Source organism: Pararhodobacter sp., from assembly GCF_036802785.1.
Classification (GTDB): domain Bacteria; phylum Pseudomonadota; class Alphaproteobacteria; order Rhodobacterales; family Rhodobacteraceae; genus Pararhodobacter.
Map to the genome: position 1 here is coordinate 39995 of NZ_DAIRVN010000001.1, position 26094 is coordinate 66088.

General features: G+C 65.5%; 17 protein-coding genes. 7 read left to right on the forward strand and 10 right to left on the reverse strand.

Features of this window, described 5'->3' with window-relative positions:
• The first annotated feature begins 35 nt into the window (after positions 1–35).
• Positions 36–596: a TetR family transcriptional regulator gene (locus tag V7Q53_RS00170; protein WP_333826330.1), complete on the forward strand. Its 561-nt coding sequence runs from the start codon at positions 36–38 to the stop codon at positions 594–596.
• Positions 597–612: 16 nt separating this feature from the next.
• Here the strand turns inward: V7Q53_RS00170 and V7Q53_RS00175 are convergent, their stop codons facing one another.
• The 6 genes from V7Q53_RS00175 to V7Q53_RS00200 all read right to left on the reverse strand — a co-directional run bounded on the left by V7Q53_RS00175 (position 613) and on the right by V7Q53_RS00200 (position 7995).
• Entirely contained in the window at positions 613–1767 is a 1155-nt protein-coding gene (locus V7Q53_RS00175; protein WP_333826331.1) for a DSD1 family PLP-dependent enzyme, read from the reverse strand.
• Positions 1767–2693: a 2-hydroxyacid dehydrogenase gene (locus V7Q53_RS00180; RefSeq protein WP_333826332.1), complete on the reverse strand. Its 927-nt coding sequence runs from the start codon at positions 2691–2693 to the stop codon at positions 1767–1769. Before V7Q53_RS00180 ends, V7Q53_RS00175 begins: the two co-directional genes overlap by 1 nt.
• A gap of 6 nt (positions 2694–2699) precedes the next feature.
• A complete protein-coding gene (locus tag V7Q53_RS00185) occupies positions 2700–3578 on the reverse strand; it encodes an ABC transporter permease (protein WP_333826333.1) in 879 nt (292 codons plus the stop codon).
• Positions 3579–3611: 33 nt separating this feature from the next.
• Positions 3612–4562 carry an ABC transporter permease gene (locus V7Q53_RS00190; protein ID WP_333826334.1) on the reverse strand — a complete coding sequence of 317 codons (951 nt, stop codon included), beginning with the start codon at positions 4560–4562 and terminating at the stop codon, positions 3612–3614.
• Positions 4563–4651: 89 nt separating this feature from the next.
• The gene (locus V7Q53_RS00195; RefSeq protein WP_333826335.1) at positions 4652–6319 is read right to left on the reverse strand and encodes a peptide ABC transporter substrate-binding protein; all 1668 of its coding nucleotides are present in this window, start codon (positions 6317–6319) and stop codon (positions 4652–4654) included.
• A gap of 41 nt (positions 6320–6360) precedes the next feature.
• Entirely contained in the window at positions 6361–7995 is a 1635-nt protein-coding gene (locus tag V7Q53_RS00200; RefSeq protein ID WP_333826336.1) for an ABC transporter ATP-binding protein, read from the reverse strand.
• A gap of 325 nt (positions 7996–8320) precedes the next feature.
• On the opposite strand from V7Q53_RS00200, the gene V7Q53_RS00205 reads away from it, so the two are divergent.
• Together V7Q53_RS00205 and V7Q53_RS00210 are read left to right on the forward strand one after the other, a co-directional pair.
• Positions 8321–8944: a cupin domain-containing protein gene (locus V7Q53_RS00205; protein WP_333826337.1), complete on the forward strand. Its 624-nt coding sequence runs from the start codon at positions 8321–8323 to the stop codon at positions 8942–8944.
• 42 nt (positions 8945–8986) lie between these two features.
• Positions 8987–10297 carry an NAD(P)/FAD-dependent oxidoreductase gene (locus tag V7Q53_RS00210; RefSeq protein ID WP_333826338.1) on the forward strand — a complete coding sequence of 437 codons (1311 nt, stop codon included), beginning with the start codon at positions 8987–8989 and terminating at the stop codon, positions 10295–10297.
• Between the two features lie 18 nt (positions 10298–10315).
• Here the strand turns inward: V7Q53_RS00210 and V7Q53_RS00215 are convergent, their stop codons facing one another.
• Positions 10316–11203: a bifunctional helix-turn-helix transcriptional regulator/GNAT family N-acetyltransferase gene (locus V7Q53_RS00215; RefSeq protein WP_333826339.1), complete on the reverse strand. Its 888-nt coding sequence runs from the start codon at positions 11201–11203 to the stop codon at positions 10316–10318.
• 91 nt (positions 11204–11294) lie between these two features.
• Positions 11295–11807, reverse strand: coding sequence for a BA14K family protein (locus V7Q53_RS00220; protein ID WP_333826340.1), 513 nt, complete (start codon positions 11805–11807; stop codon positions 11295–11297).
• Between the two features lie 258 nt (positions 11808–12065).
• On the opposite strand from V7Q53_RS00220, the gene V7Q53_RS00225 reads away from it, so the two are divergent.
• The 4 genes from V7Q53_RS00225 to V7Q53_RS00240 all read left to right on the forward strand — a co-directional run bounded on the left by V7Q53_RS00225 (position 12066) and on the right by V7Q53_RS00240 (position 15975).
• Complete coding sequence (locus tag V7Q53_RS00225) at positions 12066–14675, forward strand: DUF2339 domain-containing protein (protein WP_333826341.1); 2610 nt, start codon at positions 12066–12068, stop codon at positions 14673–14675.
• Positions 14676–14765: 90 nt separating this feature from the next.
• Positions 14766–15020, forward strand: a complete 255-nt coding sequence (locus tag V7Q53_RS00230; RefSeq protein ID WP_333826342.1) for an MATE family efflux transporter — start codon at positions 14766–14768, stop codon at positions 15018–15020.
• 151 nt (positions 15021–15171) lie between these two features.
• The gene (locus V7Q53_RS00235) at positions 15172–15468 is read left to right on the forward strand and encodes a hypothetical protein (protein ID WP_333826343.1); all 297 of its coding nucleotides are present in this window, start codon (positions 15172–15174) and stop codon (positions 15466–15468) included.
• A 249-nt stretch (positions 15469–15717) separates the two neighbouring features.
• Positions 15718–15975 (forward strand): hypothetical protein, encoded by a 258-nt coding sequence (locus V7Q53_RS00240; RefSeq protein ID WP_333826344.1) that lies wholly within the window; start codon positions 15718–15720, stop codon positions 15973–15975.
• Between the two features lie 76 nt (positions 15976–16051).
• On the opposite strand, the gene V7Q53_RS00245 is transcribed toward V7Q53_RS00240, so the two are convergent.
• Together V7Q53_RS00245 and V7Q53_RS00250 are read right to left on the reverse strand one after the other, a co-directional pair.
• Complete coding sequence (locus V7Q53_RS00245) at positions 16052–17407, reverse strand: MmgE/PrpD family protein (protein ID WP_333826345.1); 1356 nt, start codon at positions 17405–17407, stop codon at positions 16052–16054.
• 220 nt (positions 17408–17627) lie between these two features.
• Positions 17628–26048: a GH36-type glycosyl hydrolase domain-containing protein gene (locus V7Q53_RS00250; protein ID WP_333826346.1), complete on the reverse strand. Its 8421-nt coding sequence runs from the start codon at positions 26046–26048 to the stop codon at positions 17628–17630.
• Between the last annotated feature and the right edge of the window lie 46 nt (positions 26049–26094).

The following is a 26094-nucleotide window of genomic DNA, read 5'->3' on the forward strand; positions in this document are numbered from 1 at the left end:
CTCGCACGCAAAGCCGCGACGCAAGGCGCCTGCAGATGATCGAAGCCACGATCCAGTCGCTGGCAGAGCGCGGGTTTTCACGGATGACGGTTACGGATGTGGCCGCAAGGGCGGGAATCAGCCACGGGCTGGTGCTGTTCCATTTCCAGTCAAAAGAGAATCTTCTGGCAGAAACGCTTGATTTTCTGGCAGAGGAGTATCGCGTCAACTGGCAGGCCGCGCTGGAAAGCGCGGGCGGTGCGCCGGAAGAGAAGATCCTTGCAATGATCAGGGCTGACTTTGCCGAGGCTGTCTGCACCCCGGCCCGGCTGTCAGCCTGGTGCGCCTTCTGGGGTGAAAGTCAGAGCCGCCCGCTCTATCAGGCCCGGTGCGGCGCCAATGACGCGCTCTACAACGCCACGTTGGTTGAGCTTTGCACCGCGATGAACGGCCAGCACGGCTATACCCATTGCGCCGAGCAGACCGCCCGGCTGATCCGGATCATGATTGAAGGGGTGTGGCTGGATCTCATGACCCTTGAGGCACCCTACTCCGTCAGCGAAGCATTCGAGACGGTGATCGCCGGAACCCGCGCGCTGTATCCCCGGCATTTCTGAGCCTGCCCGCGAGGGGTCAGAGGCACTTTCCGCGCGCGGAAACCGGCCACAGGCATTCGACAACATCGCCCCGCATGCCAACATACCAGTCATGCAGGTTGCAGGTGGGGTCGCAATGGCCGGGCACCAGCCGAAGCCGGTCATTGACCGCCAGTGTCCCTTGAGGATCGGCGATCAACCCGTGCTCGTCGTTGCAGGCGGTGAAGCGCAGTCCGGGCTGACCATGGATTGCCGGCAGGCCGGAATCGGTCGACTGCGCCTTGAGACCGGCATCGCACACCGCGATACCGGGGCGTGCCTTGCTCATGATCGCGGTCAGGAGGAACAGCGCCGGTTCAAACGTCTGACCAAGTGGCACGCCGTTTTCGCCCTCGATCTGCGCATAGGACGCATCCATGAACGCGTAGGATCCGCACTGTAATTCGGTGAAAAGGCCCGATTCTGCCTCAAGGTAATAGGAGCCCGAACCCGCGCCGGAGACCTGTTCAGGGGGTAACCCTGCGCCCTTCAGCACCTTGATGGTCTCACGCACAATCTGTTCGACGGTGGCGAAGGCCAGTGCGCGCTCTGCCGCCGTGGGAAGATGCTGCAACGCGCCGTTATAGGCCTGCAACCCGGTAAACCGCAGCCCCGGCGCGGCGGAGATCGCGCGGGCGATGGCCAAGGCCTCAGCCGGGGTGGAGACGCCGCAACGCCCCGCCCCGCAATCCAGCTCGACATAGCAGTCAAGCCGGGTGCCGTGGCGCAGCGCTGCCGCCGACAGCCCGGCGACATTGGCCACATCGTCAACACAGACGGTCAGCGCCGCACCCAGAAGGGGCAGGCGGGCGAGGCGGTCAATCTTGAGCGGGTCGCGCACCTGATTGGAGAGCAGAATGTCGGTGATGCCGCCGCGTGCGAAGACCTCCGCCTCGCTGACCTTCTGGCAACAGACGCCGACCGCGCCGCCCAGATCCTGTTGCAGGCGTTGCACATCGACGGATTTGTGCATCTTGCCATGGCTGCGATGGCGCAGGCCCCGCGCGCGGGCGTAATCACCCAGCTTGCGGATGTTGCGTTCCAGTGCATCGAGGTCCAGCAGCAGACAGGGCGTGTGAACCTCGGCCTCATTCATGCCGGGCAGGGCGGGGATGTCATAACCCAGCTCAAATGCAGCGAGATCGACGGCCATCAGTAACCCCGCTCCAACATGACTTCGCCCTGCATCGGCTGGCCCTGCGCGTGGCGCGACAGGTTGGCCGCGATCGCAGGGGCAAGGGTTTCGACCTGCGTGATACAGGCGATATGCGGGGTCAGGATGATGCGCGGATCGCTCCAGAACGGGTGGCCCTGCGGCAGCGGCTCAGGGTCGGTGACATCCAGAACGGCGGCGCTGATCTGGCCAGCCTCCAGCGCCGCGCTCAGATCGCTCTGGTTCAGTTGCCGCCCGCGCCCGGTCTGCACCAGCGCGGCCCCGCGCGGCAGTTTTGCGAACAGGTCCGCGTTCAGAATGCCCTCTGTCTGCGGGGTCAGCGGCAGCAGGCATACAAGGATATCGGTGCGCGCAAGGAACGCATGCAGCCCACCCGCACCATGGAAGCATTCCACCCCGTCGATCGCATGCGGGCCGCGCGCCCATCCCGCCAGCGGAAAGCCGAAGGGCTTCAGCGCCGCCAGCGCGCCTTTGCCCAGCTCGCCCAGCCCCATCACACCGACGCGGCGTTCGGTGGCAGGGGGCGGGACCGAGGCCATTTTCCACACCTGCGCCTGTCGCTGGGCGATATAGGCGGGCAAGTCACGGTGCAGGCCCAGCACGGCCAGCGTGACATATTCCTGCATCATCGCCACCAGCCCCGGCGCCACCAGCCGCACCAGTCTGGCGCCATCGGGCAGGCGGATGCCGGTGAACTGATCAACACCCGCACCCACGGAAAACACGGTCTCAAGCGCGGTCATCTGCGCCATGTTCTCGGGGATCTTCCATGTCAGCAGATGGCGGATGGTGGCGGGGTCATACCCGTCATCCGCCAGCACCACCCTCTGCTCAGGCACCAGCCCGGCCAGCATGTCGCGCAGCTTTGTGCCGCGCGCGGTGTCGATATTCGCCAGAAGTGTCATGGTCGCTCACATGGGGTCGCTGCGCACGTCCAGCGCATCGCGCAGGCCGTCGCCGATGAAATTGAAACTGGTCACGGCAATGGTGATCGCAATGCCGGGAATGATCGCCAGCCATGGAGCCGAGGCCAGATATTGCTGCGCCCCGTTCAGCATGTTGCCCCAGCTGGGCAGCGGCGGCTGGATGCCGTAGCCAAGGAAGCTGACATAGGCCTCCAGCAGGATCGCGCGGGCAACCGTCAGCGTGGCGGCAACGATGATCGGTCCCATGGCATTGGGCAGAATCTCGCGGAACATGATATGCACGCCGCTCAGCCCCAGCATGCGCCCGGCCTGCACAAACTCGCGCTCACGCAGGCTGCGGACCTCGGCCTCGACGATGCGGGCAACCTCCATCCAGCTGGTCACGGCGATGATGATGGTGATCATCACCGGGCTGGGTTTCAGCAGCGCCGCCAGCGCCAGCAACAGAAAGATCGACGGAAACGACAGGAACGCATCCACCAGCCGCATCAGCGCCGCCCCGATCCAGCCGCCGCGATACCCGGCGATCACGCCGATAACCGTGCCGATCAGCGTTGACAGCACCATCGCGAAAAAGCCGACCAGCAACGAGATCCGCCCGGCCATCAGAAGCCGCGCCGCGATGTCGCGGCCCAGCGGGTCGGTGCCCAGATAGTAATCATCCGTCAGCGGCGGCGAGAAGCGCGCGCGCAGGTTGATATGCAGCGAATCATGCGGCAGCAGCCAGGGACCAAAGACGCAGGCCAGCGTCAGCGCCACGATCATCACCATGCCGATCATCGCCAGCTTGTGGTTTCTGAACCGTCGCACGGCGCGGCTTTGCCACCAGCGCGGAGGGGCTGCATTCTGGGCGATTGCGGTCATGGGATACTCCTGTCCGGAAGCGAGGTGACGGGCTCAGCCCAGACGAATGCGGGGGTCAACAACGGCGACGATGATATCGGCGATCAGATTGCCCGCCAGAACCAGAATGGCCGAGAACATCAGCAGCCCCATCACCACCGGATAGTCGCTGTATCCAAGACTATCGAGGAACAGCCGCCCCATGCCGGGCCAGGTGAAAACGGTCTCGGTAATCAGTGCGCCGCTCAGAAGGCTGGGAAGCTGCATCCCCGCCAGCGTGATCATCGGCAAAAGCGCGTTGCCCACCACATGTTTCATCAGCACACGGCGCTCCGTCACGCCTTTGGCGCGGGCGGTGTTGACGAAATCCTGATTGATCACATCCAGCGTGGCTGAGCGCATATAGCGGCTCCAGACCGCGATATTGACCAGTGCCAGCACGAAACTGGGAAGGATCAGATGGTGCAGGTAGTTCAGCACCGAGCGGTCACCGATCGTATACATATTGCCCGCAGGCACCCAGCCGAGCTGCAGCGCGAAGACATAGATGCCGACAAGGCCGAACCAGAAGGTAGGGATCGACAGCGCCACCATCGCGCCGATTGTCGCGGCATAATCGAACATCGAATAGCGATGCGTGGCACCGCGAATGCCGATCCAGGTGCCAAGGCCGATGGCGATCACGGTGGAAGAGCCCATCAGCAGCAGCGTGGCGAACAGATGCCGCCGGATCACGTCCAGCACCGGCGCACCATCGCGGAAGCTGTGGCCCCAGTCGCCTTGCAGCAGTTTCCACGCCCAGTCAAAATACTGCACCAGAATGGGCCGGTCGAGGCCCATCTGCGCCGCGATCCGGTCGATATCGGCCTGGGTCATCCCCGGGTCCAGCGCGAACTGGGAAAGCGGCCCGCCGGGGATAAGGTTCAGCACCGCGAAGCCGATGATCGAGACGATCACCAGCAACACGGCGCTTTGCCAGAGGCGGTTCAACAGGAATCCGAGCATGATGAGTGATGCCCCCGATGGGAAGAAATGTCAGTTGGCGGCGCAGTCAGGGCGCCGCCGCCCCGGGGTGCGGGGCGGCGGCTGTGCGGTCAGGTCCAGTACCAGCCGGCGGCATGCCAGCTTTCCGTGCGGGTGTTCCCGTTCGGCTCCACCCCTTCGATGCCATCCTTGCGGCCATGCACGTTCGCATCCGCGAACATCGGCAGGAAGGGCAGGTCATGGCGGACATGTTCCTGCACCTGCAGATAGATCTCGCGGCGCGCTTCGGGGTCAAAGGTCCGGCTGCCTTCTTCCAGCAGCGCATCCACGTCGGTGTTGACGTATTGCGCGTTGTTCGAGCCGCGCCCACCCTGTGCGATGATGGCGTTGGAATGGAAACGGTTGGTCACATCCGGGTCGGCAGCGATCAGGAAGTTGATACCGACGATCACCGAGTCGAACTGCGACATCTGCCAGAACTCACCCCAGATCACGGCGGCGGGCAGGTTCGAGATGGTCATCTCTACCCCGATTTCCGCGAAGGTCTGTTGCAGGAACTGCTGGGTCTGTTCGCGCAGGTGGTTGCCTGTGGTGGTCGAGTTGGTGAAGGCCAGCCGCACACCGTCTTTCGCGCGGATACCATCGGGGCCGGGCGCCCAGCCTGCGTCATCGAGAAGCTGGCGCGCGTGCTCAAGGTTGAACTCATGTGCAGGAAGGTCGTCGTGATAGTAATACGAGGCCTGCGGCATGTAGGTTTCGGTGGCACTGGGCAGACCATAGTAAAGCGCGTCGATGATCGATTCCTTGTCGATCGCCGCATAGAGCGCCTCACGCACCGCCAGTTCCTTGAACTGCGGGCGCTCCTGATTGAGATAGATTGTCTCAACCGAGGGCGCGGAAACCAGCGTTACCGTGCGGCCGGGCAGGGCGCTGGCCTCGGCATAGTTGTCCGGCGTGATGAATTGCCGCCCCACAAGGTCGATATCGCCGCTGCGGAACTGGGTATACATCACCGTCAGATCCGGGATGTATTTGAACACGAGCTGCTCGATATACGGGCCTTCGCCGAAATACCCGGCGTTGACCTCAAGCATGATAAGGTCACCCGCCACCCGCTCGCCGAACCGGAACGGCCCTGTGCCGATGGGGTTGTTGTTGAACGGCGCCGTGTTCGGGTCTGCCACCTCATCGAAAGCGTGTTTCGGCACGATCAGCGTTTCGCACAGGAAGGACAGATAAGGGGCAAAGGGCTCCTCCATCCGCCAGGTGATCTCGGTGGGAGAAACGACTGTGATGTCGCGCACAAGGGTGTGGCCCGCCGTCCGCCAGCTGCGGAAGTCGGGGTTCACGATCAGCTCAAGCGTGAACTTCACGTCCTCGGCGGTGAACGGCTCGCCATCATGCCAGGTCACATCATCGCGCAGGTTGATGCGCCATTCCAGCCCGTCTTCGGAGATGCCCCCGTTCGCCTGCGAAGGCACTTCGGCGGCAAGGTTCGGCACAATCTCGCCCGTGGGTGTCACGCGGAACAGCGCATCAAAGAGCGAGAAATGCACACCATCGTCAACTTCGATCTTGGGCATCAGCGGGTTGAGGATCGTGGGCTCCTGCGACAGGCCGACAATCACGCGGCCCGTGGGGGCGGCGGGCGGCGTCTGGGCATGGGCGGGCTTGCCCAGAAGGTTGGGCGCCATCATGCCAGCGGCCCCGGCCGCCGCCATCATCTTCAGCGCATTGCGGCGCGTCATGCCGGGCATCAGTCTTGTGTTCTTGGTCATTGGTGTATCCCCTGTGTAGACTTCTTGAATGTCTTGTCTTTTCAGTGCGTTGGTTCCACGCTCCGGGCATCTGCGCGCGCGCCGGGTATGGCCGCGACCAGTTCGCGCGTGTAGGCTGACTGCGGATTGAGGAAAATCTGCGAGGGCGGGCCGCTTTCCACGATCCGCCCGTATTGCATCACCGCGATCTCGTCGCATATCTGCGAGGCAACGCGCAGATCATGGGTGATGAAGATCATTGAGACGCCGGTGTCGCGCTGAATCTCATCCAGCAGCTTCAGGATCTGCGCCTGAATGGACACATCCAGCGCCGAAACCGCCTCATCGGCGACCAGAAGCCGGGGTTTGAACATCAGCGCGCGGGCAATGCCGACACGCTGGCGCTGGCCGCCGGAAAATTCGTGCGGGTAGCGGCCATAGGCGCGCTCATCGAGGCCCACCTGCCTGAGCAGCGCCCGCGCTTCTTCGCGGGCCTTGGCCGGGTTCATCCCATGTGCCACGGGGCCGACCGTCAGGATATGGCCGATGGTCGAGCGCGGGTTGAGCGAGGCGAACGGGTCCTGAAAGATCATCTGAACCTTGGGGCGCAGGCTGCGGAACGCCTTTTCGCCAAGCCCGGCAATATCGCTCCCCTCGAACAGGATCTGCCCGGCGTCGCTGTCCATCAGCTTGACCAGCAGCCGCCCGAGCGTGGATTTGCCGGAGCCGGACTCGCCCACCACACCCAGCGTCCGGCCGCGCGCCAGCTCGAACGAGACATCCTGCACCGCCCTGACCTCTCGCCGCTTCCCAAACAGCTTCGATCCGCTGGTATAGGTTTTCATCAGCGCCTGAACCGAAAGGATCGGCGCGCTTTCATCAGGCTGCGTCAGGTCGCGGTCCTTGCCGGTCAGTTGCGGCACGGCGGCGATCAGGCGTTTGGTATAGGGGTGGGTGGGTCTGTTCAGCACGGCGTCCGCGCTGCCCTGTTCAACCATATGGCCCTTTTCCATCACCACCACACTATCCGCGATCTCGGCCACCACGCCGAAATCATGGGTGATGAACATCACGCTCATCTGCTTGCGGCGCTGAATATCGCGGATCAGCCGCAGGATCTGCGCCTGCGTGGTCACATCCAGCGCGGTCGTCGGTTCATCGGCGATCAGGATCTTGGGCTCCAGCGCCAGTGCCATGGCAATCATCACCCGCTGGCGCTGACCCCCTGACAGGCGGAACGGATACTGGTGATACATCAGCGCAGGGTCCGGCAGGCCCACCTCGGTCAGCAGCTCAATCGCGCGGTCTCGGCGGCTGTCTGGCGTGCCGACGCCATGCGCCATCATGACCTCGGTCACCTGCGCGCCCACGGTCATCAACGGATTGAGCGCTGAAAGCGGGTCCTGAAAGATCATCGAGACCACCCGCCCGCGCATGCCGCGCAATGTTTCCTGCGGGGTGCTCACAAGATCGGTGCCGTCCAGCAGGATCGACCCGCCCGTGACGCGGATCGCCCGGGGCAGCAGCCCCATCACCGCATTGGCGGTCACCGATTTGCCCGAGCCGGACTCACCTATAATGCACAGGATCTGGCCTTCCAGCAGATCAAAGGAGATGTTCTCGACGGCATGCTTGCGCTCCATGCCGCCGGGCAGGCTGACCGTCAGGTTGCGTACCGAAAGCGCGGCCTTCGGCATGGACCCTGTGGCAATGTCTGACGGAACTGAGCCCACGTGTTTCCCCTTCGTCACATCCTGCGCTTCTGCTGAAAAGTAAGCATATAGTGAAATTCAGAGCAAGGGTTGTTACAGCAAAATGAGGGATGGTGTGGCTATGGATTGGCGAAAAATGCCTGTTTATTCAGCTATTGCAGCAGTTTAGGCTCTTCAGCATAATTTTCATGCGTTCACTGGAATGATTTTTATATTGTCTATATTGAAAATTTGCCTTGATTGATTCACTATCGTAGCGTGCTGCACACCAGCGAAGCGCATGCGCGGCGCGCCCAGAACCGGAGAGCCCATGAACGAGCAAGCGGACAAGGCGGCGGAGGCGGGTGAACACCTTCGCGTCGGTGCCACGCTGCGCAAACTGCGCAAGGAAAAGAAGATGTCTTTGCAAGACCTTGCAGCGGCTTCCGGGGTTTCCGTGGGGATGATCAGCCAGGTCGAACGCGATCTGGCGAACCCGTCGATGCGGGTCATTACAGCGCTGCGCCGGGCGCTCAACATCTCGATGCAGGAGATGTTCGGCGAATCGGATACAGGCGCGGCAGACAGCGCCCCAGACAGTGGCGGTGACCCGGCCTTTGTGCGGCGGCTTGAAAACCGGCCCGAGATCAATCTGGGCCAGCTGAAGAAAGAGCTGCTTACTTCAGGCGGGAGGCACAACCTGCAGATCATGATCCTCAGGTTCGAGCCCGGCGGCCAGTCGGGTGGGCGCGCACTAAGCTATCCTGCCGAAAAAGGCGGGCTGGTGATGCAGGGCGAGGTTGTGTTGCGCGTTGATGAGAAGGAGGCGGTGCTGCGGCAAGGCGACAGTTTTGCCTTTGACAGCGCGCTGCCGCACAGCATCCGCAACGACAGCGACGAACCCGCCGATGTTCTATGGGTTATCGGTGCCGTGCAGTTCGACCGTCATTTGTAGCCGCCACCCATCCTTATACCCCTCAACCAAGAAGCCAGAGCCATGCAACAGTCCCAGCTCGCAGACAAGAACACCCCCTTCTGGTGGGAGGAGGCGCCGGTAAAGCCGCTGCCCCGGCAGCCGCTGGCGAAAGCCGTGGATGTTGCCATCGTGGGCGCCGGTTATGCGGGGCTCGCGGCGGGGCTTACACTGGCGCGGGCCGGGCGCTCGGTCGCGGCTTTTGATGCGATGAACCCCGGCGAAGGGGCATCCACGCGCAACGGCGGCATCACCAGCGGCAATATCCGGGTTGATTACGCCACCCTGACGCGTCGCTTCGGTGCAGCCAAGGCCGATGCGATCGAGGCTGAAGGCAAGATCGCGCGCGAGTTTGTCTATGACATGATCGCGACCGAGCGGCTGGCGTGTGACTTCCAGCAGGTCGGCCGGTTCAATGGCGCTATCGGCTATGAGCAGTATGACAGCATGGCTCGCACGGCCGAGAAGCTGGCGAAAACGCTGGGAATTGAATCCTATGGCGTGCCCTATGCCGAACAGCAGAATTATATCGGCACCGATTTCTATCGCGGCGGCACGGTGCGGATGGATATTGGCGGGCTGCACCCTGCCAAATTTCATGCCGAGCTGTTGCGCGTGGCCCTTGCTGCCGGCGTCAGCGTCCATTCCGACACCGCCATCCGCTCGATTGAGCGGGACGCGGGCGGTTTCCGTGTCATCACCGCGGCTGGCACCCTGCGCGCGCGTCAGGTTCTGGTCTGCTCGAACGGGTACACCGATGGCTCAGACCCCTGGCTGCGCCGTCGCATCGTGCCGGTGCGCAGCCGGATCATCGCCACCGAAGAGCTTGCGCCCGGGGTCATGGCGCGGCTGATGCCCAGGCTGATGATGATGGGTGAGCACCGCCAGCTTGGCTTCTATTACCGCCCCTCGCCCGACGGGAAGCGGATATTGCTGGGCGGGCGTGACGGCACCAATTCGGGCGACGCCCCTGAGCCCACGCTGCATCTGCGTCGCGGGCTGATCAACCTGTTTCCGGAGCTGGAGAATGTGCGCCTGACCCACAGCTGGTTCGGCAACGTTGCGATGCACCGCGACATGCTGCCCCGCATTTTCGAGAAGAACGGCCTGACCTATGCCACCGGCTTTTGCGGCTCGGGCGTGGTCTGGGCGCCGTGGATTGGCAGCCGTGCGGCATACAAGCTGATGCAGGATGAGCAGAAGGGCGCCTCGGCCTTCGATTTTGCGCCCCCCGCCGCGATCCCGCTCTACCGGGGAAAGCCGTGGTTCATGCCGCTTGCGATGATCAAATTCCGGATGGAAGACCGGCTCGCATTCCGGCGCGCCACGCGCTGAGCGCTTGAGCGCGTTGCGTCAGGAGCGAACATCCAGCTGCTTTTCAAAGAACAGGTCGGGATAAGGGTCATCGTTGAAGCGCCCTATCTCGCACCAGCCGGTTTTGCGATACAGCGCAACCGCCTCACCCAGCGCGCTGTTCGTATCAAGGCGCAGCAGCGCCACGCCGGCCTGAGCGGCGATGTCTTCCACCCGGCGCATCAGCCGCCGCGACAGCCCCAGCCCGCGCGCGGCGGGCGAAACCCATAGCCGCTTGACCTCGGCATAGCCCTCGTCGGTGCCCTTCAACCCCACACATCCGACCGGCAGACCATCAGATACGGCAATCAGGAACGCGCCGCGCGGCGGTAGCATATCCTGCACCTGAGGGTCGCTTGAAAGAGAGACATCAAATCCGCGGTCAAACCGGGCCGCAAGTTCGGCGTAATAGGCACGCATGCAGGTCTGTGCACGCGGATCGCGGGGATCGGTCACCTCAAAGGCGATGCGGTCCTTTCCCAGTGCCGAAGCCACCAGATCCATCGCTGCCAGCAGTGCGTCCGGGGCGGTGTGCCTGCTCAGAACCTCGCGCGCCTTGGTGTCTGAAAGGGCCTCATAGGCGGTGTATTCCTGTTGACCTGCCGCCGTCAGGCTGACGCGGCGGCGCCTGCTGTCTTCAGTGCCGGGTTCGACCTCGATCAACCCTTCCGCCTCCAGCCCCCGCAGCAACCGGCTCATCAGGCCGGAATCCAGGCACAGATAGGCGCGGATCTCGCTGATTTCGCGCCGACCGCTGCCGATGGCATTGAGAACGCGCGCCGGGCCAAGCGGGCGGCCACGGCCAAGGAAAGAGGCATCGAGCAGGCCGATTTCAGTAGTGACAGCCCGCTGAAAGCGGCGGATGCGCGCGACAGAATCGGCCTTCATGATACACTCCACGATATACCTGACCTTAGTCAGCTATATCGCGCAAGGATGCAAGCCCAATGTTCAGCGGGGCCTTTTGGCCGGCGTGATATCAGTTCGGGCCGTAGGGTGACATGCAGACCCGGCGCGGGCCGTTGTAAGGTTGGTAGCTGTTGTCGGAGACGCGGTAAGAGCGCCAGCGATTGTGGCACCAGTCCACATGATTGCGGCTCAGGTACGAACCGGAATGGCCGTAGTGCTGCTGTTGCTGCTGGCCGGACTGCTGCATCTGGTTCACAATAACCCCGCCGACGATTGCGCCGACGATGGCCGAGCCCAGATCAGGGCCGCTGCTTTGCTGGCGCTGCCGCTGAGGGCGGTGTTGCTGTGGCCAGCGGCCACGGTTGTCATACCCCCGGCGATCCTGCCCGCGACGATCATTCCCGCGCCAGTTCGGCTGCGAGCGGTGCCGGTGCTGAACCTCTACCAGATTGTCGAGCGCGGAACTCTTCGCACCGGAACCGATCAGCGCAAGCGGTGTCGCCGATGCGGCACTCGCTGTCCCGACTGCGGCCGGGGACAGGGTCAGCATAGCAGCGCAAAGCGTTGAAATGAATATCTTCATGGTGTCCTCCTCGAAAAAACGCGCGCAAGGCAGTGCACCCAACGCAACAGATTAACGCACAACGGCGGGGATTCCGTCTGTCTGGCGGGTTAACAAGGCTGTGAACCCGGCACGCTCGGGCTGCGCCTGCGCGACAGATTGCCAGTGAATCCCTCATTCTGTGGTGCAAGGCGTGGCTTGACGGCCTGACCACAGCTGGTCCACGGTGCCTGCCTGCAGCGCCCCTGTCGGGCGGTGACTGAGCAGGCGGATAGTGACATGGAGCTTCTTGCGGTTTTGCTAGCCGGTGCAGCGCTTTGGGTCGCATCCGGCGCGCGGGCACGCGCGGCGCAGTTGGAGCGTGCGCTGGCGGCGCTGCGCGAAGAAATCGCCCAGACGCGGCCAGCGCCGGCCCATCCGCCGGGCACGGAAACAGGGCAGGTGCCTGATCCTGCCGTACTGCCGCGAGCGGCCCTTGCCGCAACCGAGCCTGAGGCGCGCAAACAAGACAATTTCGCCCCGCGCGAGGCTCCTGCGACAGGGTGGCCCCGGGCCGGACAAAGCCCCGGTGCGCTGGCCCGTCTGGGTCCGTGGTTGCGCGATCACTGGATCTATCCGACGGCGGGTGTGGCACTGGTGCTGTCCGGCGTGTTTCTGGTGCAATACGCGGTGGAAGCCGGGCTTCTGACGCCGCGCGCGCGGGTGGTGTTTGCCATCCTGATGGGTGCGGCGCTGATGGCAGGCGGGGAATGGCTGCGCCGCAAGCCACTGGCGGGCGTGGCTTTGCCCGCCACGCTGACCGGCGCCGGGATTGTCATTGTCATGGCCGCAGTGCTGGCCGCGCTGCATCTCTATGCGATGATCTCTCCGGCGATGGCGCTGATCACGTTGGCGTTGCTGTCGTTCGGGGCCATCGCTCTGGGCTGGTTGCATGGCCCCATGCTGCCCGCGCTGGGGCTGATCGCGGGGCCCGCGATGCCCTTTGTTCTTGGCGGCGGCGGCCCGCCGCCCGCGGCGCTGTTCGGCTATTTCGCATTGCTGGCCTTTGCGGGACTGGCGATTGATGCGCAGCGGCGCTGGGGCTGGGTTACATGGCTTGCGCTGGCCGGGCCACTGGCGGCGATGGTCCTCTGGCGGCTGGGAGGCGGGGATGCGATGGCTTTCGCAATGGCCCTGCTGGCCGTGGCGGGCGCGACGATGACGCTGCCCTTTGGCTATATCGCGCCGCTGGTTGACGGGCCGCCCGCCCTTGGCCGGGCGCGCCCGGTGGCGGGGGTGCGCGCCAGTTTCGTGGCATCCGCTGTGGCGGCGGTGGGCATTGCGTTGCTGGTTCCCGGCATGGCCGGGCTTGTTGCGCTGGCGGCGCTGGCGGGGTTGATCGCTCTGTGGTGCCTGCGCGCGCCCGCGCTGGCGGACCAGATGCTGTTGCCGGTTCTCGCCATGCCCCTGTGGATTGTCTGGCAAGGCTGGACGCAAGGGCCGGTCGTCCGGGCGCTCATGGCGCTCCGGTTGCCGGAATCGGCCATGCCCCTGCAGGCCAGTTTCGTTCTCGGCCTTGCCGCGCTCGCCGGGCTGGCGATGCTCTGGCGCGGTGAGAAGGAAGAACCGGGCCGCCATGCCCCATGGACACTGGCAGGGCTGCTTTTGCCCGGCGCGGCGATGGTGGCGCTGGAAACCATCTGGCAACCGGCCTTGGTGCTGGGCAATTACCCATGGGCACTGCATGCGATGGCCCTTGCCGCGCTGGCGACCATGCTGGCCCTGCGTTATGGCGCCCGCGACGCCGGGCAGGGCCCCCGTCTGGGTGCCGCTGCCGCTGCGGCCTTTGCGCTTCTCGCGCTGGGGATGATGCTGATTCTGGGGCAGGCGGCGCTGACGATGGCGCTTGCGGTGCTGATGGTCGCGGCGGCGGCGATGGACCGGCGCTTTGATATTCCGGCGCTGGGGGTGTTTCAGGTGCTGGCCATGCTGGCCCTGACCTGGCGGCTGGTGCTGGACCCGGGTCTGGACTGGCACCTTCAGGAAGCCTCGCTGCCCGAAGTTCTCGCCTCGGTGAGCGCCACGCTGGCCGGGCCGCTGCTGGCCCTCTGGCTGATCCGGTCGCTCAGCGATGCGCCCGCGCGCCGCTACACGCGCCTTGTGGTCGAGACCGGCGTCATGGGTGCCGCAGCAATCGCTGCCGGGGTGCTCATCGCCAGAATACTGCCGGATGAGATTGGCGTTCATGCGGGCCTTGGGCTTCAGGCAAGCGTTCTGATCGCGCTTGCATGGGTGCAGGTGCGGCGTGCGGCGCTGCCGGTATTGCCCCGGTTGCGCAGAGGGCTGGCGTGGCTTTTGGGCGCGGCGGCGGCACTGGCACTTGCGGCCGCCGTTCTGCCGCCGTTTTCGCCGGTATTCGGCGGGTGGTTTCTGGCCAGCCGCGTTGCGGGCTGGCCGGTGCTGAACGATCTGCTGCTTGCCTATCTTCTGCCCGCAGTGCTGCTGGTAATGCTGGCGGGCTGGCGCTGGTTGCGCCTGGCTGGCTGGGCCTTGGGCGCGGTCTGGGCCGCCAGCGCGATCCGGCATCTGTGGCAGGGCGCCGATCTGCGGATTGTGCGCGGGTTCGAGCAGGGCGAGCTTTACGCCTATACCTTTGCCCTGCTTGTTGCCGGGGCGGTGTTGCTGGCGCGCGCCCTGCAAAGCGCCCGGCCGGACCTGCGCAAGATCGGGCTGACCTTCATCGCGCTTGCCGCCGCCAAGGCCTTCCTTGTCGATGCGGCAGAACTGGACGGGCTTATGCGGGTCGGCGCGTTTCTGGGGCTTGGCTTGTCATTGGCGGGGCTTGCATGGCTCAACGGTTGGGCCGTGGCGCGTGAAACCGGCAACCGGCCTGTGGCGGAGGGGCCATAAGGCGCTCTGCAAGCAGCGGCCCCGCCGAGCGGCCCGGCCGAGGGGCCGCTTGGCACCATCTATCTGAAAACTGCCCTGCCGATCATTTTCGTGATGAGCATGAGCGGCTTCCTGTCTGTGGCCGATGCGCTTTTTCTGGTGCATTTTGTCGGCCCGGACGCGCTGGCCGCTGTGACGTTGATCTTTCCGGTCTTCATGCTGATTGTGGCGCTTTCCACGCTGGTTTCAAGCGGCATGTCCAGCCTGCTGGTCCACCAGCTTGGCGGCGACGACTTTGATCAGGCGCGCGGGGTCTTTGCCGGTGCGCATGGTCTGGCGCTCGTGCGGCGCTGGCCTACTGCCTGATCGTTCAGGAAGCGGGCGGACGTAACCCGCAAACTGTTCGCCGCGACCAGTGGTCCTTTCCATGCCACACGTTCCCGGTCTTTCATACCGCGCTTGCATTTGTTCTTCATATGTTCTATATTGAAGCACGAGCCAGCAAGGGAGTTCCCGGATGGAAGACACAACCTTTGCCCTGCCCGCAACAGCCCGGCAGGTCGCCTATGCCAAGTCGCTTGCACTGCGGAACCAGACCCTGCTGCCATGGGATGTCCAGCAGGACCGGTTGATCCTGAGTGCGTGGATCGAAAAGCAGGCCAGGCTTAAACCCCTGTTCGCATTGCACAATCTGCCGTCGTCCAAGCAGGTGGCCTTTGCCGAGCGCCTCGCCCGGATCAAACGCCGCGTGGTGCCGGACGAATGCTTTCGCGACAAGGGGTTGATGTCGGCGTGGATCGACAGGAACCGGTGAAGGAGGGGGCGCTGATTGAGCCGCCGCTTTTTCGGGGTGGGTCCCCTGAGTACAGTAAATCCGCCTCGCCATGAAAGAGACGGCACCTGATACCGGGCCCGCACGGCGGAGGCCGCACCCGGGCAAAGCCGCGCCAAGGTCGCACTGAAAGCGCCGGTTGCGGGTGGGATCGGATCACATTGCGCTGACAGCCTGATTTCCACCCGCGGCCCTGCTTGATCGGGCGGGATGCCCCCCTATCTGGCGGAGATGAGCAGTATCAGTTTTCATCGCCGCCTGAACGACATGCGCGACCGCGCCCTGCGCGATCCGTCCTATCGGCCCGTCTATGCCCATGCGCTGACCGTGGCGCATCTGGAACATCGGCTGATCGCATGCGATCACCCCGGCTGGGCGCGCATCGAGGCCGCGCTGACCTCTGTGCAGAGCGATAACACCGACACACTGGACACGATCCGGCGTGAGTTGGCGCGGCTGCGCCCCGCGCCCAAAACGCAAGCAGAATAGATGCGCATCAGATTGGCCGCCGCGATTTCGGTACAGGCCTCGGCGATATCCTGCGTTCTGACCTGCGGCGCGCGGGTCAGGCGAACCAGCCGTGCAGCGATTTTGCCTGCGGAAGGCCGTGCAGGCGTTGAAGCAGTGTTTCGGCTCCGGCATTCAGCACCGGGCCGGCAAGGGTGCGGAACTTCTGTGCGGATTGGGCGGGCGAGGGAAAACTCTCGGGCTCGCCTGACGGATCGGCGATGCGCAGGTGGTGGGTTTCGCCGCGCGCGGTGATCTGCAGCGTGGCGCCGAACGGGTGGCGCAGGCCCTCAAGGCTTTCATCGCGCGCCACATCGACACGGTCGCAAAGCGCATCGACCCCGGCCTGACCCAGAAGCGCGTAATCGTCCCAGCCAAACCGGCCTGTCATCAGGGCGACGGCGGCGGCGAAAGGCATCGAAAACTGGCCTTCCACGATTGAACGCGCGCGCCGCTTCTCGGACAGCGGCTCACCCACCAGCGTCATGCCGTTGCGGTGCAGGCCCACGCGCAGCGAGCCTACCTCATCGGCGTTCCAGCCATGCTGCGCACGCAGGGCCAGCAGGCCATCGACCGCCGCGTGGGTGTAGCGGCAGGCCGGGTAGGGTTTGACGCCGATGCGCATGGTTTCCCACACTGTGCCCAGCCCCGATACCGCGCGCTCGGGGTCTGCCCCGTCGCTGTAGCCCGCCAGAAACCCGTGCTTTCCCTCCAGCGCATCCGCGGCGGCGTGGAAGCCTTCGGCGGCCAGCGTGGCGGCCATCAGCCCCTTCATCGCGGCTTCGCCCACCTGATAGCGTTTGTTCCACGCGCCATTGACCAGAAACTGCAACGAGCCCGAGGCCTGACTTGCCGCCACCCCGAACGCCGCCGCCATGCCCGCCGCGTCCAGCCCCAGCAACTGCCCTGCCGCCGCTGCCGCACCAAAGTTTCCCGCCGTGGCCGTGGGGTGAAAGCCGCGGGCGTAATGGGCTGTCGGGTCCAGCGCCATGCCCAACCGGCAGCAGACCTCGAAGCCGGTCACCACGGCGGCCAGCAGTTCCTCGCCGGATGCGCCGGTAATCTCGGCGGCGGCAAGGGCTGCGGGCACTACCGGGGCGCTGGGGTGCAGCGAACTGTCGGCATGCGTGTCGTCGAAATCAAGCGAATGGCCCAGCGTGCCGTTCAGAAGCGCCGCCGCTGCGGGGCCATAACGGCGGTTGAGCCCGAAGACGGTGCAGGGCCCGCTCCCCTCCATTCCCAGCCGCGACAGCATCGCCAGAACCGAGGGGGTCGAGTCAGCCTCCTGCGCCGCGCGGACGCCGGAGCCCACCAGATCGCTGATGAGCGCCAGCGCGCGGGCCATGACCTCGGGCGGAATGTCTGCCGGGGTGGTTTCAGCGGCGAAGCGGGCAAGCTGTTGTGTGGCGCTCATCGTTCTCTCGTTTGTAGGTTCTGGCGCCATCCTTGTCGGTGGGCAGCCGGAATGAAAGCATATCAGTGTAGGCGGCGACATGGTGAAAAGGAATGGACCGCCACTTGATATCAGAGCGAAGTGTTATGGCACCCCCAAGAAAGCTGTTCTTTGAAGCCATGCCGGAGATCGAAAGCCAATGGCAGGCAGGTGCGCCGGGCATACCCTGCCGGTCAGACACTCACCCGCCAAGCTGAACCGAAAGCTGTTGTGAGGCTCCGGTAGGGCGAAACCGCAGCTTTCCGTTCACCGGGGTGAGCGCGACACCGTCAAGCGAGGCCGAGGTGATGCCATGCCCGCTCTCGCCGGGGTTGCTGATCGTGATCGACAGGGGTGTATCCCCGGTGCGGATAACCGCCTTGACCTCGGGCCATGCCTTTGGAAAGCAGGGGTTCAGAAGGATATCAGGCCCTTCGCGGGTCAGCCCCAGAAGCCCCTCGATACCGGCGCGGTACATCCATGCCGCCGATCCGGTATACCATGTCCAGCCACCGCGCCCGATATGCGGCGCGGTGGAATAGACATCGGCGGCCACCACATAGGGTTCGACCTTGTAGCACGCGGCATCCGCCGGGGTCAGCGCGTGGTTGACCGGGTTCAGCAGCGCAAACAGCGCGCCCGCCGCATCCCCGTTGCCCAGACGCGCATGGGCCAGAACCGACCACATCGCTGCATGGCTGTATTGCCCGCCGTTCTCACGCAGGCCCGGCGGGTAGCCCTTGATATAGCCGGGGTCTTGCGGGGCGGCGTCGAAGGGCGGGGTGAACAGCAGCGCAAGCCCGGTGTCGGGCCTTACAAGATGATCAGTCATCGCGGCCATGGCCGTGACCGCACGCTCCGGATCGGCGGCACCGGACAGGACAGCCCATGACTGCGCGATACTGTCGATCCGGCATTCCGGCGCGCTGGCGGTCCCCAGCAGGGTGCCATCATCATAGGTGCCGCGCCGGTACCAGTTGCCATCCCACCCGTCGCGCTCGATGGCCTGTTTCAGCGCCTCGGCGTGGTTTCGCCAGTGCGTGGCGCGGTCAGGATCGCGGGTATCGGCAAGCGGGGCCATGGCATCGATTGTGGCAAGCAAAAGCCAGCCCAGCCAGACCGAGGTGCCTTGTCCCCCTTCGCCCACGCGGTTCATCCCGTCGTTCCAGTCGCCGGTGCCGATCAGGGGCATGCCATTGGCCCCGGTCAGCGCGATCGCCTGATCAAGGCCACGGGCGCAATGCTCGAAAAGGCTTGCCGTGTCATCTGAGATGCCCGGCAGAAAGAAGTCGTCATGGGCGCCGGGCAGCAGGGAAGGGCCTTCCAGAAAGGGCACCTGTTCGTCCAGCACATCCGTATCGCCGGTTATCGTGACATACTGCGCGACAGCATAGCCCAGCCAGACCCTGTCATCGGAAATACGGGTGCGCACGCCCTGACCGGAATGCGGCAGCCACCAGTGCTGCACATCGCCCTCAGGGAACTGCCGGGAGGCTGCGCGCAGCAGATGCCCGCGCGTCATTGCGGGCCGCAGCGCGGTCAGCGCCATCCCGTCCTGCAACTGATCGCGGAAGCCATAGGCGCCGCTCGCCTGATAGAAACCAGCGCGCGCCCAGATGCGGCAGGCGACGGTCTGATACAGAAGCCAGCCGTTCAGCATGATGTCCATAGCCCGGTCCGGCGTCTGTACCTGAACGCTGCCCAGCAGGGCCTCCCAGTGCTTCTGCACCGTGGCAAGCGTCGCCTCAGGGTCAGCGCTGCGGTGCCGCTGGATGAGGGCGCGGGCGGCATCCTCCGATTCGGCCTGACCCAGCAGGAACAGCACCTCAACCGTTTCACCGGGTGCGAGCGTCAGGCGCCGTTGCAGCGCCGCGCAGGGGTCAAGCGCGGGGCCGGTGCGCCCCGAAAGCGGCGCCGCGCCAATGCCTGCCGGGGCGGCCATGTCGCCGCCGGGCCCCAGAACCTCGTCCCGGTCGGCGCTGTGGCTGGTGGTGGCGCTGCCCAGATCGGCAAAGGCAACACGGCCCGGAAACGCGGTTGAAAACGGGTTGCGGGCCAGAATGGCGCCGGTCTCTTCATCACGGCGGGTGATGATATGGCGCAGCGTGGCCCCGCGTGACGGCCCCAGCACCCATTCGGCATAGGCCGTCACCGACAGCCGCCGCACCGTGCCCGAGGTATTGTGCAGCACCAGTCGCGAAATGCGCAGCGGGTCCTCCATCGGCACAAACTGGGTCAGCGCTGCGTCAATTCCGTGGGCGCTGTGCTCAAACCGGCTGTAGCCGAAACCATGGCGTGCAACATACAGCCCGTTATCGCGCACCGGCAGCGCCGTCGCTGTCCAGAGCGCGCCGGTGTCCAGGTCATGCAGCCAGATCGCCTCACCCGCCGGGTCGGTGACCGGGTCGTTCGACCAGGGCGTAAGCTGGTTCTCGCGGCTGTTCTCAGCCCAGACATGGCCACTGCCAAGGGCCGAGACCTGAAAGCCGAACGCGGGATTGGCGATGACGTTGATCCATGGGGCGGGCGTGGTCGCGCCCTCCTTCAGCACGATGACATATTCGCGCCCGTTCGCCGCAAACCCGCCGGTGCCGTTGAAGAATTCCAGCTCAGAGGTATCGAAGTGCCCGGCTGTGGCGGGGGGTACGGGCCGTGACGGCGCCACCGGCCGGGGCGCGGGCGCAGGGATGTCTCCCAGCGCGTCAATCTGCTGACCGATGCTGCCCCGGCTCGCCAGCAGGACAACACTTGCCGCAGCCATCAGCATCGCCCGCGCCTCAGGCTGGATCAGATCGCTGCGCAGGACATGCACTTTGCCGCCCGGCGCGCCTTTGGGCACATCCGGTTGCGGGCGTGATCCGGTTGAGCGCACCGCCGCCTCGATCAGCGATTGCAGATCCTGAACATACGAGGCCGCGCGCTCATTCAGGATCACCACATCAAAGGCGAACTGGCGCATGCGCAGGTATTCATGCGCGGCCAGCACCTCCAGCAGGCGGGGCGCATCCTCGGCATCCTCGATACGGAACAGCAGGATCGGCAGGTCACCCGAAATCCCGTAGGGCCAGAGCGCCGATTGCGGCCCGGCACCGGCGCTGATGGTCGCAGCAGGCGCGCGCAGGCGGGTATCGGCGCGCGCCATCATCCCGCCCAGCCGCTGGAAATCGGCGGCATCGGCGCGGGTGATGCCAAGGTGGTGCAACTGGACCTGCGCCTGCGTCCAGGACAGGGTGACGGCCCGGCCAAAGGCAGAGGGGTCGCGGTGACGGTCCACCAGATCAAGCAGCCTGTCAGGATCATCCGCAACCATGGTCCAGAAGGTCACCCGCGCCATGCCGCCAGCAGGCACCACCACCGAGCGGCGGAGGGCAAAGACCGGGTCCAGCACCGTGCCGGTTGTCTGCGACAGCGGCGCACCCGTCATCGCGGCCTGCCGGATGCTGCCACCCTGCCCGATGAACCGGGCCCTGTCGGTCTCAAACTGGACCAGCGCGGCCTCGGCCCCTTCGACCACGGCGATATGCGCGGCCCAGACCTCGGGGTCGCCGGGCGAACGGCGGCGGCGTGTGGCGATGATCACCCCCAGTTCGGGCAGGTAATCCGTGACCACGAACAGCTTGGAAAAGGCCGGATGCGCGATATCCGCCGCCAGTGGCGCCAGAACCAGCTCCGCATAAGAGGTCAGGTCAATCTCCCGAGGCTGGCGGCCGGTGTTGGTCAGCGTCACGCGCCGCGCCTCGGCGTCATCCTCGGCGGAAACAACCACTTCGGTCAGGGTGGTCAGGGTCGGTGCCCGGTGGGTAAAAGCCGCCTGATGCTCGCTGAACACGGCCTCATGGCTGGCGGGATCGTTCCGGGTCGGCTGCAATGCCGTGGACCAGACCGCACCGGACACCCGGTCGCGCGCCGTGATGAACGCGCCATGCTGCGCGCTTGTCGGATCATCGCGCCAGCGGGTCACGGCAAGGCCACGCCAGCGGCTGAAGCCCGCGCCCGTGGGTGTCAGCATCACACCATAGGCGCCGTTTGAAAGCAGATGCGCGGTTGTCGCGCCGCTGGCGGGGGACAGGAACTGGCGCACCACGGGCGCCCGGTCAGGCTCAGACGCGGCAACCGGCACCTCTTCGGCGCGTGGCGGTGCATCGCTGGCGTCGCGGGGCACGCGTTCCTGCAGCAGCAGATCGACGGCCATGATCATCGGCTCGGTATGGAAACGGGTGCGCAGGCGGCCCGCCTGAACCGCATTGGCGATGGCGGTGACGGTCATGCCCTGATGATGCGCCATGAAGCTGCGCACGATGGCGAAATCTGCGCCCGCTGGTACGCGGGCGGTGGTGAAATCGACCGCCTCATAAAAGCCGAACCGCCCCTCGGCCCCCAGCGCGCGCAGGCGCGCGAAGTTGCGCAGTGCCTCAAGCGGGGCCACCATCGTGGCCAGCCCGGTTGCGTAGGGCGCGATCACCCGGTTCTCGCTCAGCCCGCGTTTCAGGCCAAGGCCGGGCACCCCAAAGTTGGAATACTGATAGGTCATCTCCAGATCACGGGCGTTATAGGCGGATTCCGATATGCCCCATGGAATGCCGATCGCCGCGCCATGGGTCTGCTGGCGCCCCACGATCCGGCGGTTGGTCTCGGCCAGCACCGAGCCTTGCGGCGCGCGCATCACCAGCGACGGCATAAGGTATTCAAACATGCTGCCGGACCATGAAATCAGGGCGGACCCGGCGCCCATCGGCGTGGCCGCCCGGCCAAGGCGGAACCAGTGGCGGGTGGGGATATCGCCCTTGGCGATGGCAAAGAGGCTTGCCAGCCGCGCTTCTGAGGCGAGCAGGTCATAGCAGCTGGGGTCAAGCCGGTTGGTGCTCACCGAAAAGCCGATGGACAGAAGCTTCTTGTCCGCGTCCAGCAGGAAGCCGAACTCCATCCCGTTGGCAAAGTCACGCGCCAGCCGCTCAACGGCGGCAAGGCGCGGGGCAAGGTTCAGATCGCTGTCAGCGGCATGGCCCGCAAGGCAGGCCTGCACAGCGTTGAACCAGAAGGCAGTTTCAGGGTCTGTTGCCCCTTCGGCGCAGGCTGCTGCGGTCTTGGCCAGTTGCAGCAGCCGGTCCAGCGGGGCTTTCTGTCCGGCCTCAGCCTCAAGCTCCCGCAGCAGGCGGGCAAGCGCGGGGTCTGCCGTTCCGGCACTCAGGGCACGGCTGGCCAGCAGCAGCGTATCCGAGAGGCCTGCGCGCCAGTCCTCTTCAGCGGCCGGGGCGCATTGCCACTGCGCGCAGGCCTGCGCCACGGCAATCAGATGCCCGGCCAGATTGCCGCTGTCCACTGTCGAGACATAGGCAGGCTCCAGCACCCGCAGGTCATCGGTGGCGTGCCAGTTGTAAAGATGGCCCCGGAACTGGGGCATGCGTTGCATCGTGGCCAGCGTCCGTTCCAGCCGGGCGGTGGCCTCAGCCCGCCCGATCCAGCCCATATCCTGCGCCGCCGTGGTGGCCAGAAGGTAAAGGCCGATATTGGTGGGGGAGGTGCGCCGCGCCACAACGGGCTGGGGGGTTTCCTGAAAATTGTCCGGGGGGAGGTCGTTGTCATCGCTGGTCACGAAGGTCTCGAAATACCGCCATGTGCTGCGCGCGATCAGCCGCAGTTCCCGCCGGTCCGCATCACTCAGGCGGGCAGCGCGGCGCGGCGGTACGGAGCGGCTGATGCTGGCGGCAACAACCGGGCTGAGGAGCCAGAGAAGCGCAAAAGGCATTGTCAGCGGCCAGATGCCCGGGTTCAGCACAGCGGCCCCGCCCGCGACGGCAAGACCAAGCGCCACGCCGGGCGCCATCTCAAGATATTGCGCCATGATGCCGGGGCGCTGGCGCTGCGTCATCCGGGCCGCCGTCATCCATTCCAGCAGCTTGCGGCGCGACCGCAGCAGCCGCCAGCCGGTGCGCAGAATGGCATCCGCCATCCGCAGCGCGGTATCGGGCAGAAAGGTGATATCGAGCGCGATCCGCGCCGCCGCGATCCGCGCATCACCGGCAAGGGCGGCCAGATGGCTATGGGCGGTAATCCCGGCGCGGCCCGGCAGAAGGGCGAAGGGCAGCGGAAGCAGGTAGGGCAGCGCCAGCATGGCCAACACAAGCGCAGTCCAGGCGGCGGCACCGGGGAAGGGCAGCAGCCATCCGAGCGCAAGCGCCAGCAGCGTCAGCGGTGCGGTGAGCGAGCGGCGCAGATTGTCGATGATCTTCCAGCGCCCGAGCGCCGGCATCGCCCCCTGATGCCCACCCGCCTGCCCCGGCCCCTGCCGGGTCAGCCAGGGCAGCAACTGCCAGTCGCCGCGCACCCAGCGATGCTGCCTGCGGGCGGCGATGTCATGACGGGCCGGGAAATCCTCGACCACCTCGATATCCGAGACCAGCGCCGCGCGTGCGAAATTGCCCTCGAACAGATCATGGCTGAGCATGGTATTGTCGGGCACCCGGCCCGCCAGCGCTGCGCTGAAGGCATCGACATCATAGATGCCCTTGCCGGTGAACGAGCCCTCGGCGAACAGGTCCTGATACACATCCGAGATCGCCGAGGCATAGGCATCAATCCCGCCGTGGCTGGCGTTGATCTGCTGATACAGCGAACCCTCGTTGCCGACCGGCAGGGCAGGGGTCACGCGCGGCTGCAAAATGCCATAGCCCTGCGTCACCCGCCCCTGCGCGGCGTCGAAATGCGGCCGGTTCAGCGGATGCGCGATTTTGCCCACCAGCCGCCGGACGGTATCGCGCAGAAGGCGCGTATCGGCATCCAGCGTGATCACGAAGCGCACATCCTGCGGCACGGTGCAGGGGGCCATGAAGCTGGTGTCCTGCGCGCCGCGCAGCAGGCGGTTCAGCTCGCTCAGTTTGCCGCGCTTGCGCTCCCACCCCATCCAGACGCCCATCGCGGGGTTCCACTGGCGGCGGCGATACAGAAACAGGAAGCGGTCGCCGTCCGGTGACGGATAGGCCGCATTCAGCCGGGCGATGGCGTGCCCGGCCCGGGCGACCAGCTCGGCATCCTGCGGGCGGGTTTCGGTGGCAGCATCGGGGCCGTCGGCCAGCAGGGCGTAATGCAGCGCACCCTCGGTGCTGGACAGGTGATGCACCTCCAGCCGCTCAATACAGGCATTCAGATCGGTGACGGTATCCAGCAGCACCGGCACCGCCACAAGGCAACGCATCTGCGGCGGAATGCCTTCGGCCAGCTCCAGCCCCGGCAGGCGCCGTGGCGGCACCATGCGGGTGACGATCAGGTTTACCAGCGCGCTGCCCGCCTCGAACGCCGGGGCAAGGCCCGCAAGGCAAAGCGCCGGAACAAGCCACCATGGCGCGCCTGCCAGCACCCCGGAAAGAAGCAGCGCCAGCCCCAGAACGGCGAGACAGGCCAGCACCGTGGCCGCCAGATACCCCGGCAAGCCCAGCCGTGCGAGGCGCCGCCGCAGCCGCTGGCTCAGCGGGGGCCGGTAGCCGATACGGGCCTCCAGCGCGCGCCGCCCCGGCCCGATCAACCCATGACCCGGATCGCGCGCAGCAGGGGTTTCGCCCGTTGCGGCGAATGCCAGCGCGGCCTCGGTCACCGCAACCTCGTTCATGCCGGAGCCACGGGCGAGCGTTTCAATCTCGGTGCGATACAGGTTGCGGGAGGCGAAATCCATCGCGGCGAAACCGGGTGCGGTTTCTGGTCCGGTTTCAGGCTCCGCCCGCAGCCGCGCATCAACCGGGCTGACGCTCTCAAAGAAATCAGGCCAGTCCATTTCCGAGATCAGGCGCATGCTGGTGACGATGTTACGCATGGTGACGTTCGAGGCGCCCTGCCGGTTCTGGGCGCGCTGCACCATCTCGTCCATGCTGACACCTTGCTGACGCAGGCGCTCCTCCAGCCATGCATGCAAAGGGGTCTCTGCCGTGTCGAACCCGCGCAGCCGCTGCGCAATCCGTGCGGCCTGAATTTCGGGAATCGGCGCACCGTCCAGCGCCTGCGTCGCATCGGCCAGCGCACGGATTGCCGCGTCGGCTGACACGGAGGCGCCGTTTTTCCCCCGATGGCTCAGCACCCGGTCGACCAGATCATCGGCGGCCTGCCGGCTGTCCTGTGCCGCCATGATCTGCTCGGCCAGACGGCGCATATTCTCGATCAGCACGATGCGCAGGGTGATCGCCACCGCCCACAGCTCGCCGATCGTCAGGGGGTCAACCGTCTGATAGGCGCGCACGAAGCGGGCAAGCACGGGGCCGTTCAGCAGGCTGTCGGTATGGGCAACATAGGCCCATGCAATGCCCAGCACACGCGGGTAGCCCGCAAAGGGGCCGGTGGCCAGCTTGGGCAACTGCCGGTAATATCCTGGCGGCAGGTCGCGCGCGATCTGCAGCAACTGGCGCTCGACCATATGATAATTGTCCAGCAACCAGTCGGTCGCCGGTGCAACGGTCCGGCCCGCCTGCAACGCGCGGGTAGAGGCGCGGTAGGCGCTCAGCAGAACCGCGGAGTTATCACGCACCCGCTCGCTCAGCGGCGCTACCCGCAGGGCACGGTGGGTGACGGGCTGGGCTTTGGCCAGCGAAATCGCGTGGTGTTCAAGGCGCTCGGTGCCGAACAGGTCGGCGCGGATCACCGCTTCATCGTGCCAGGGGTCAGCCGGGGGTGTGCGCCAGCCGCGC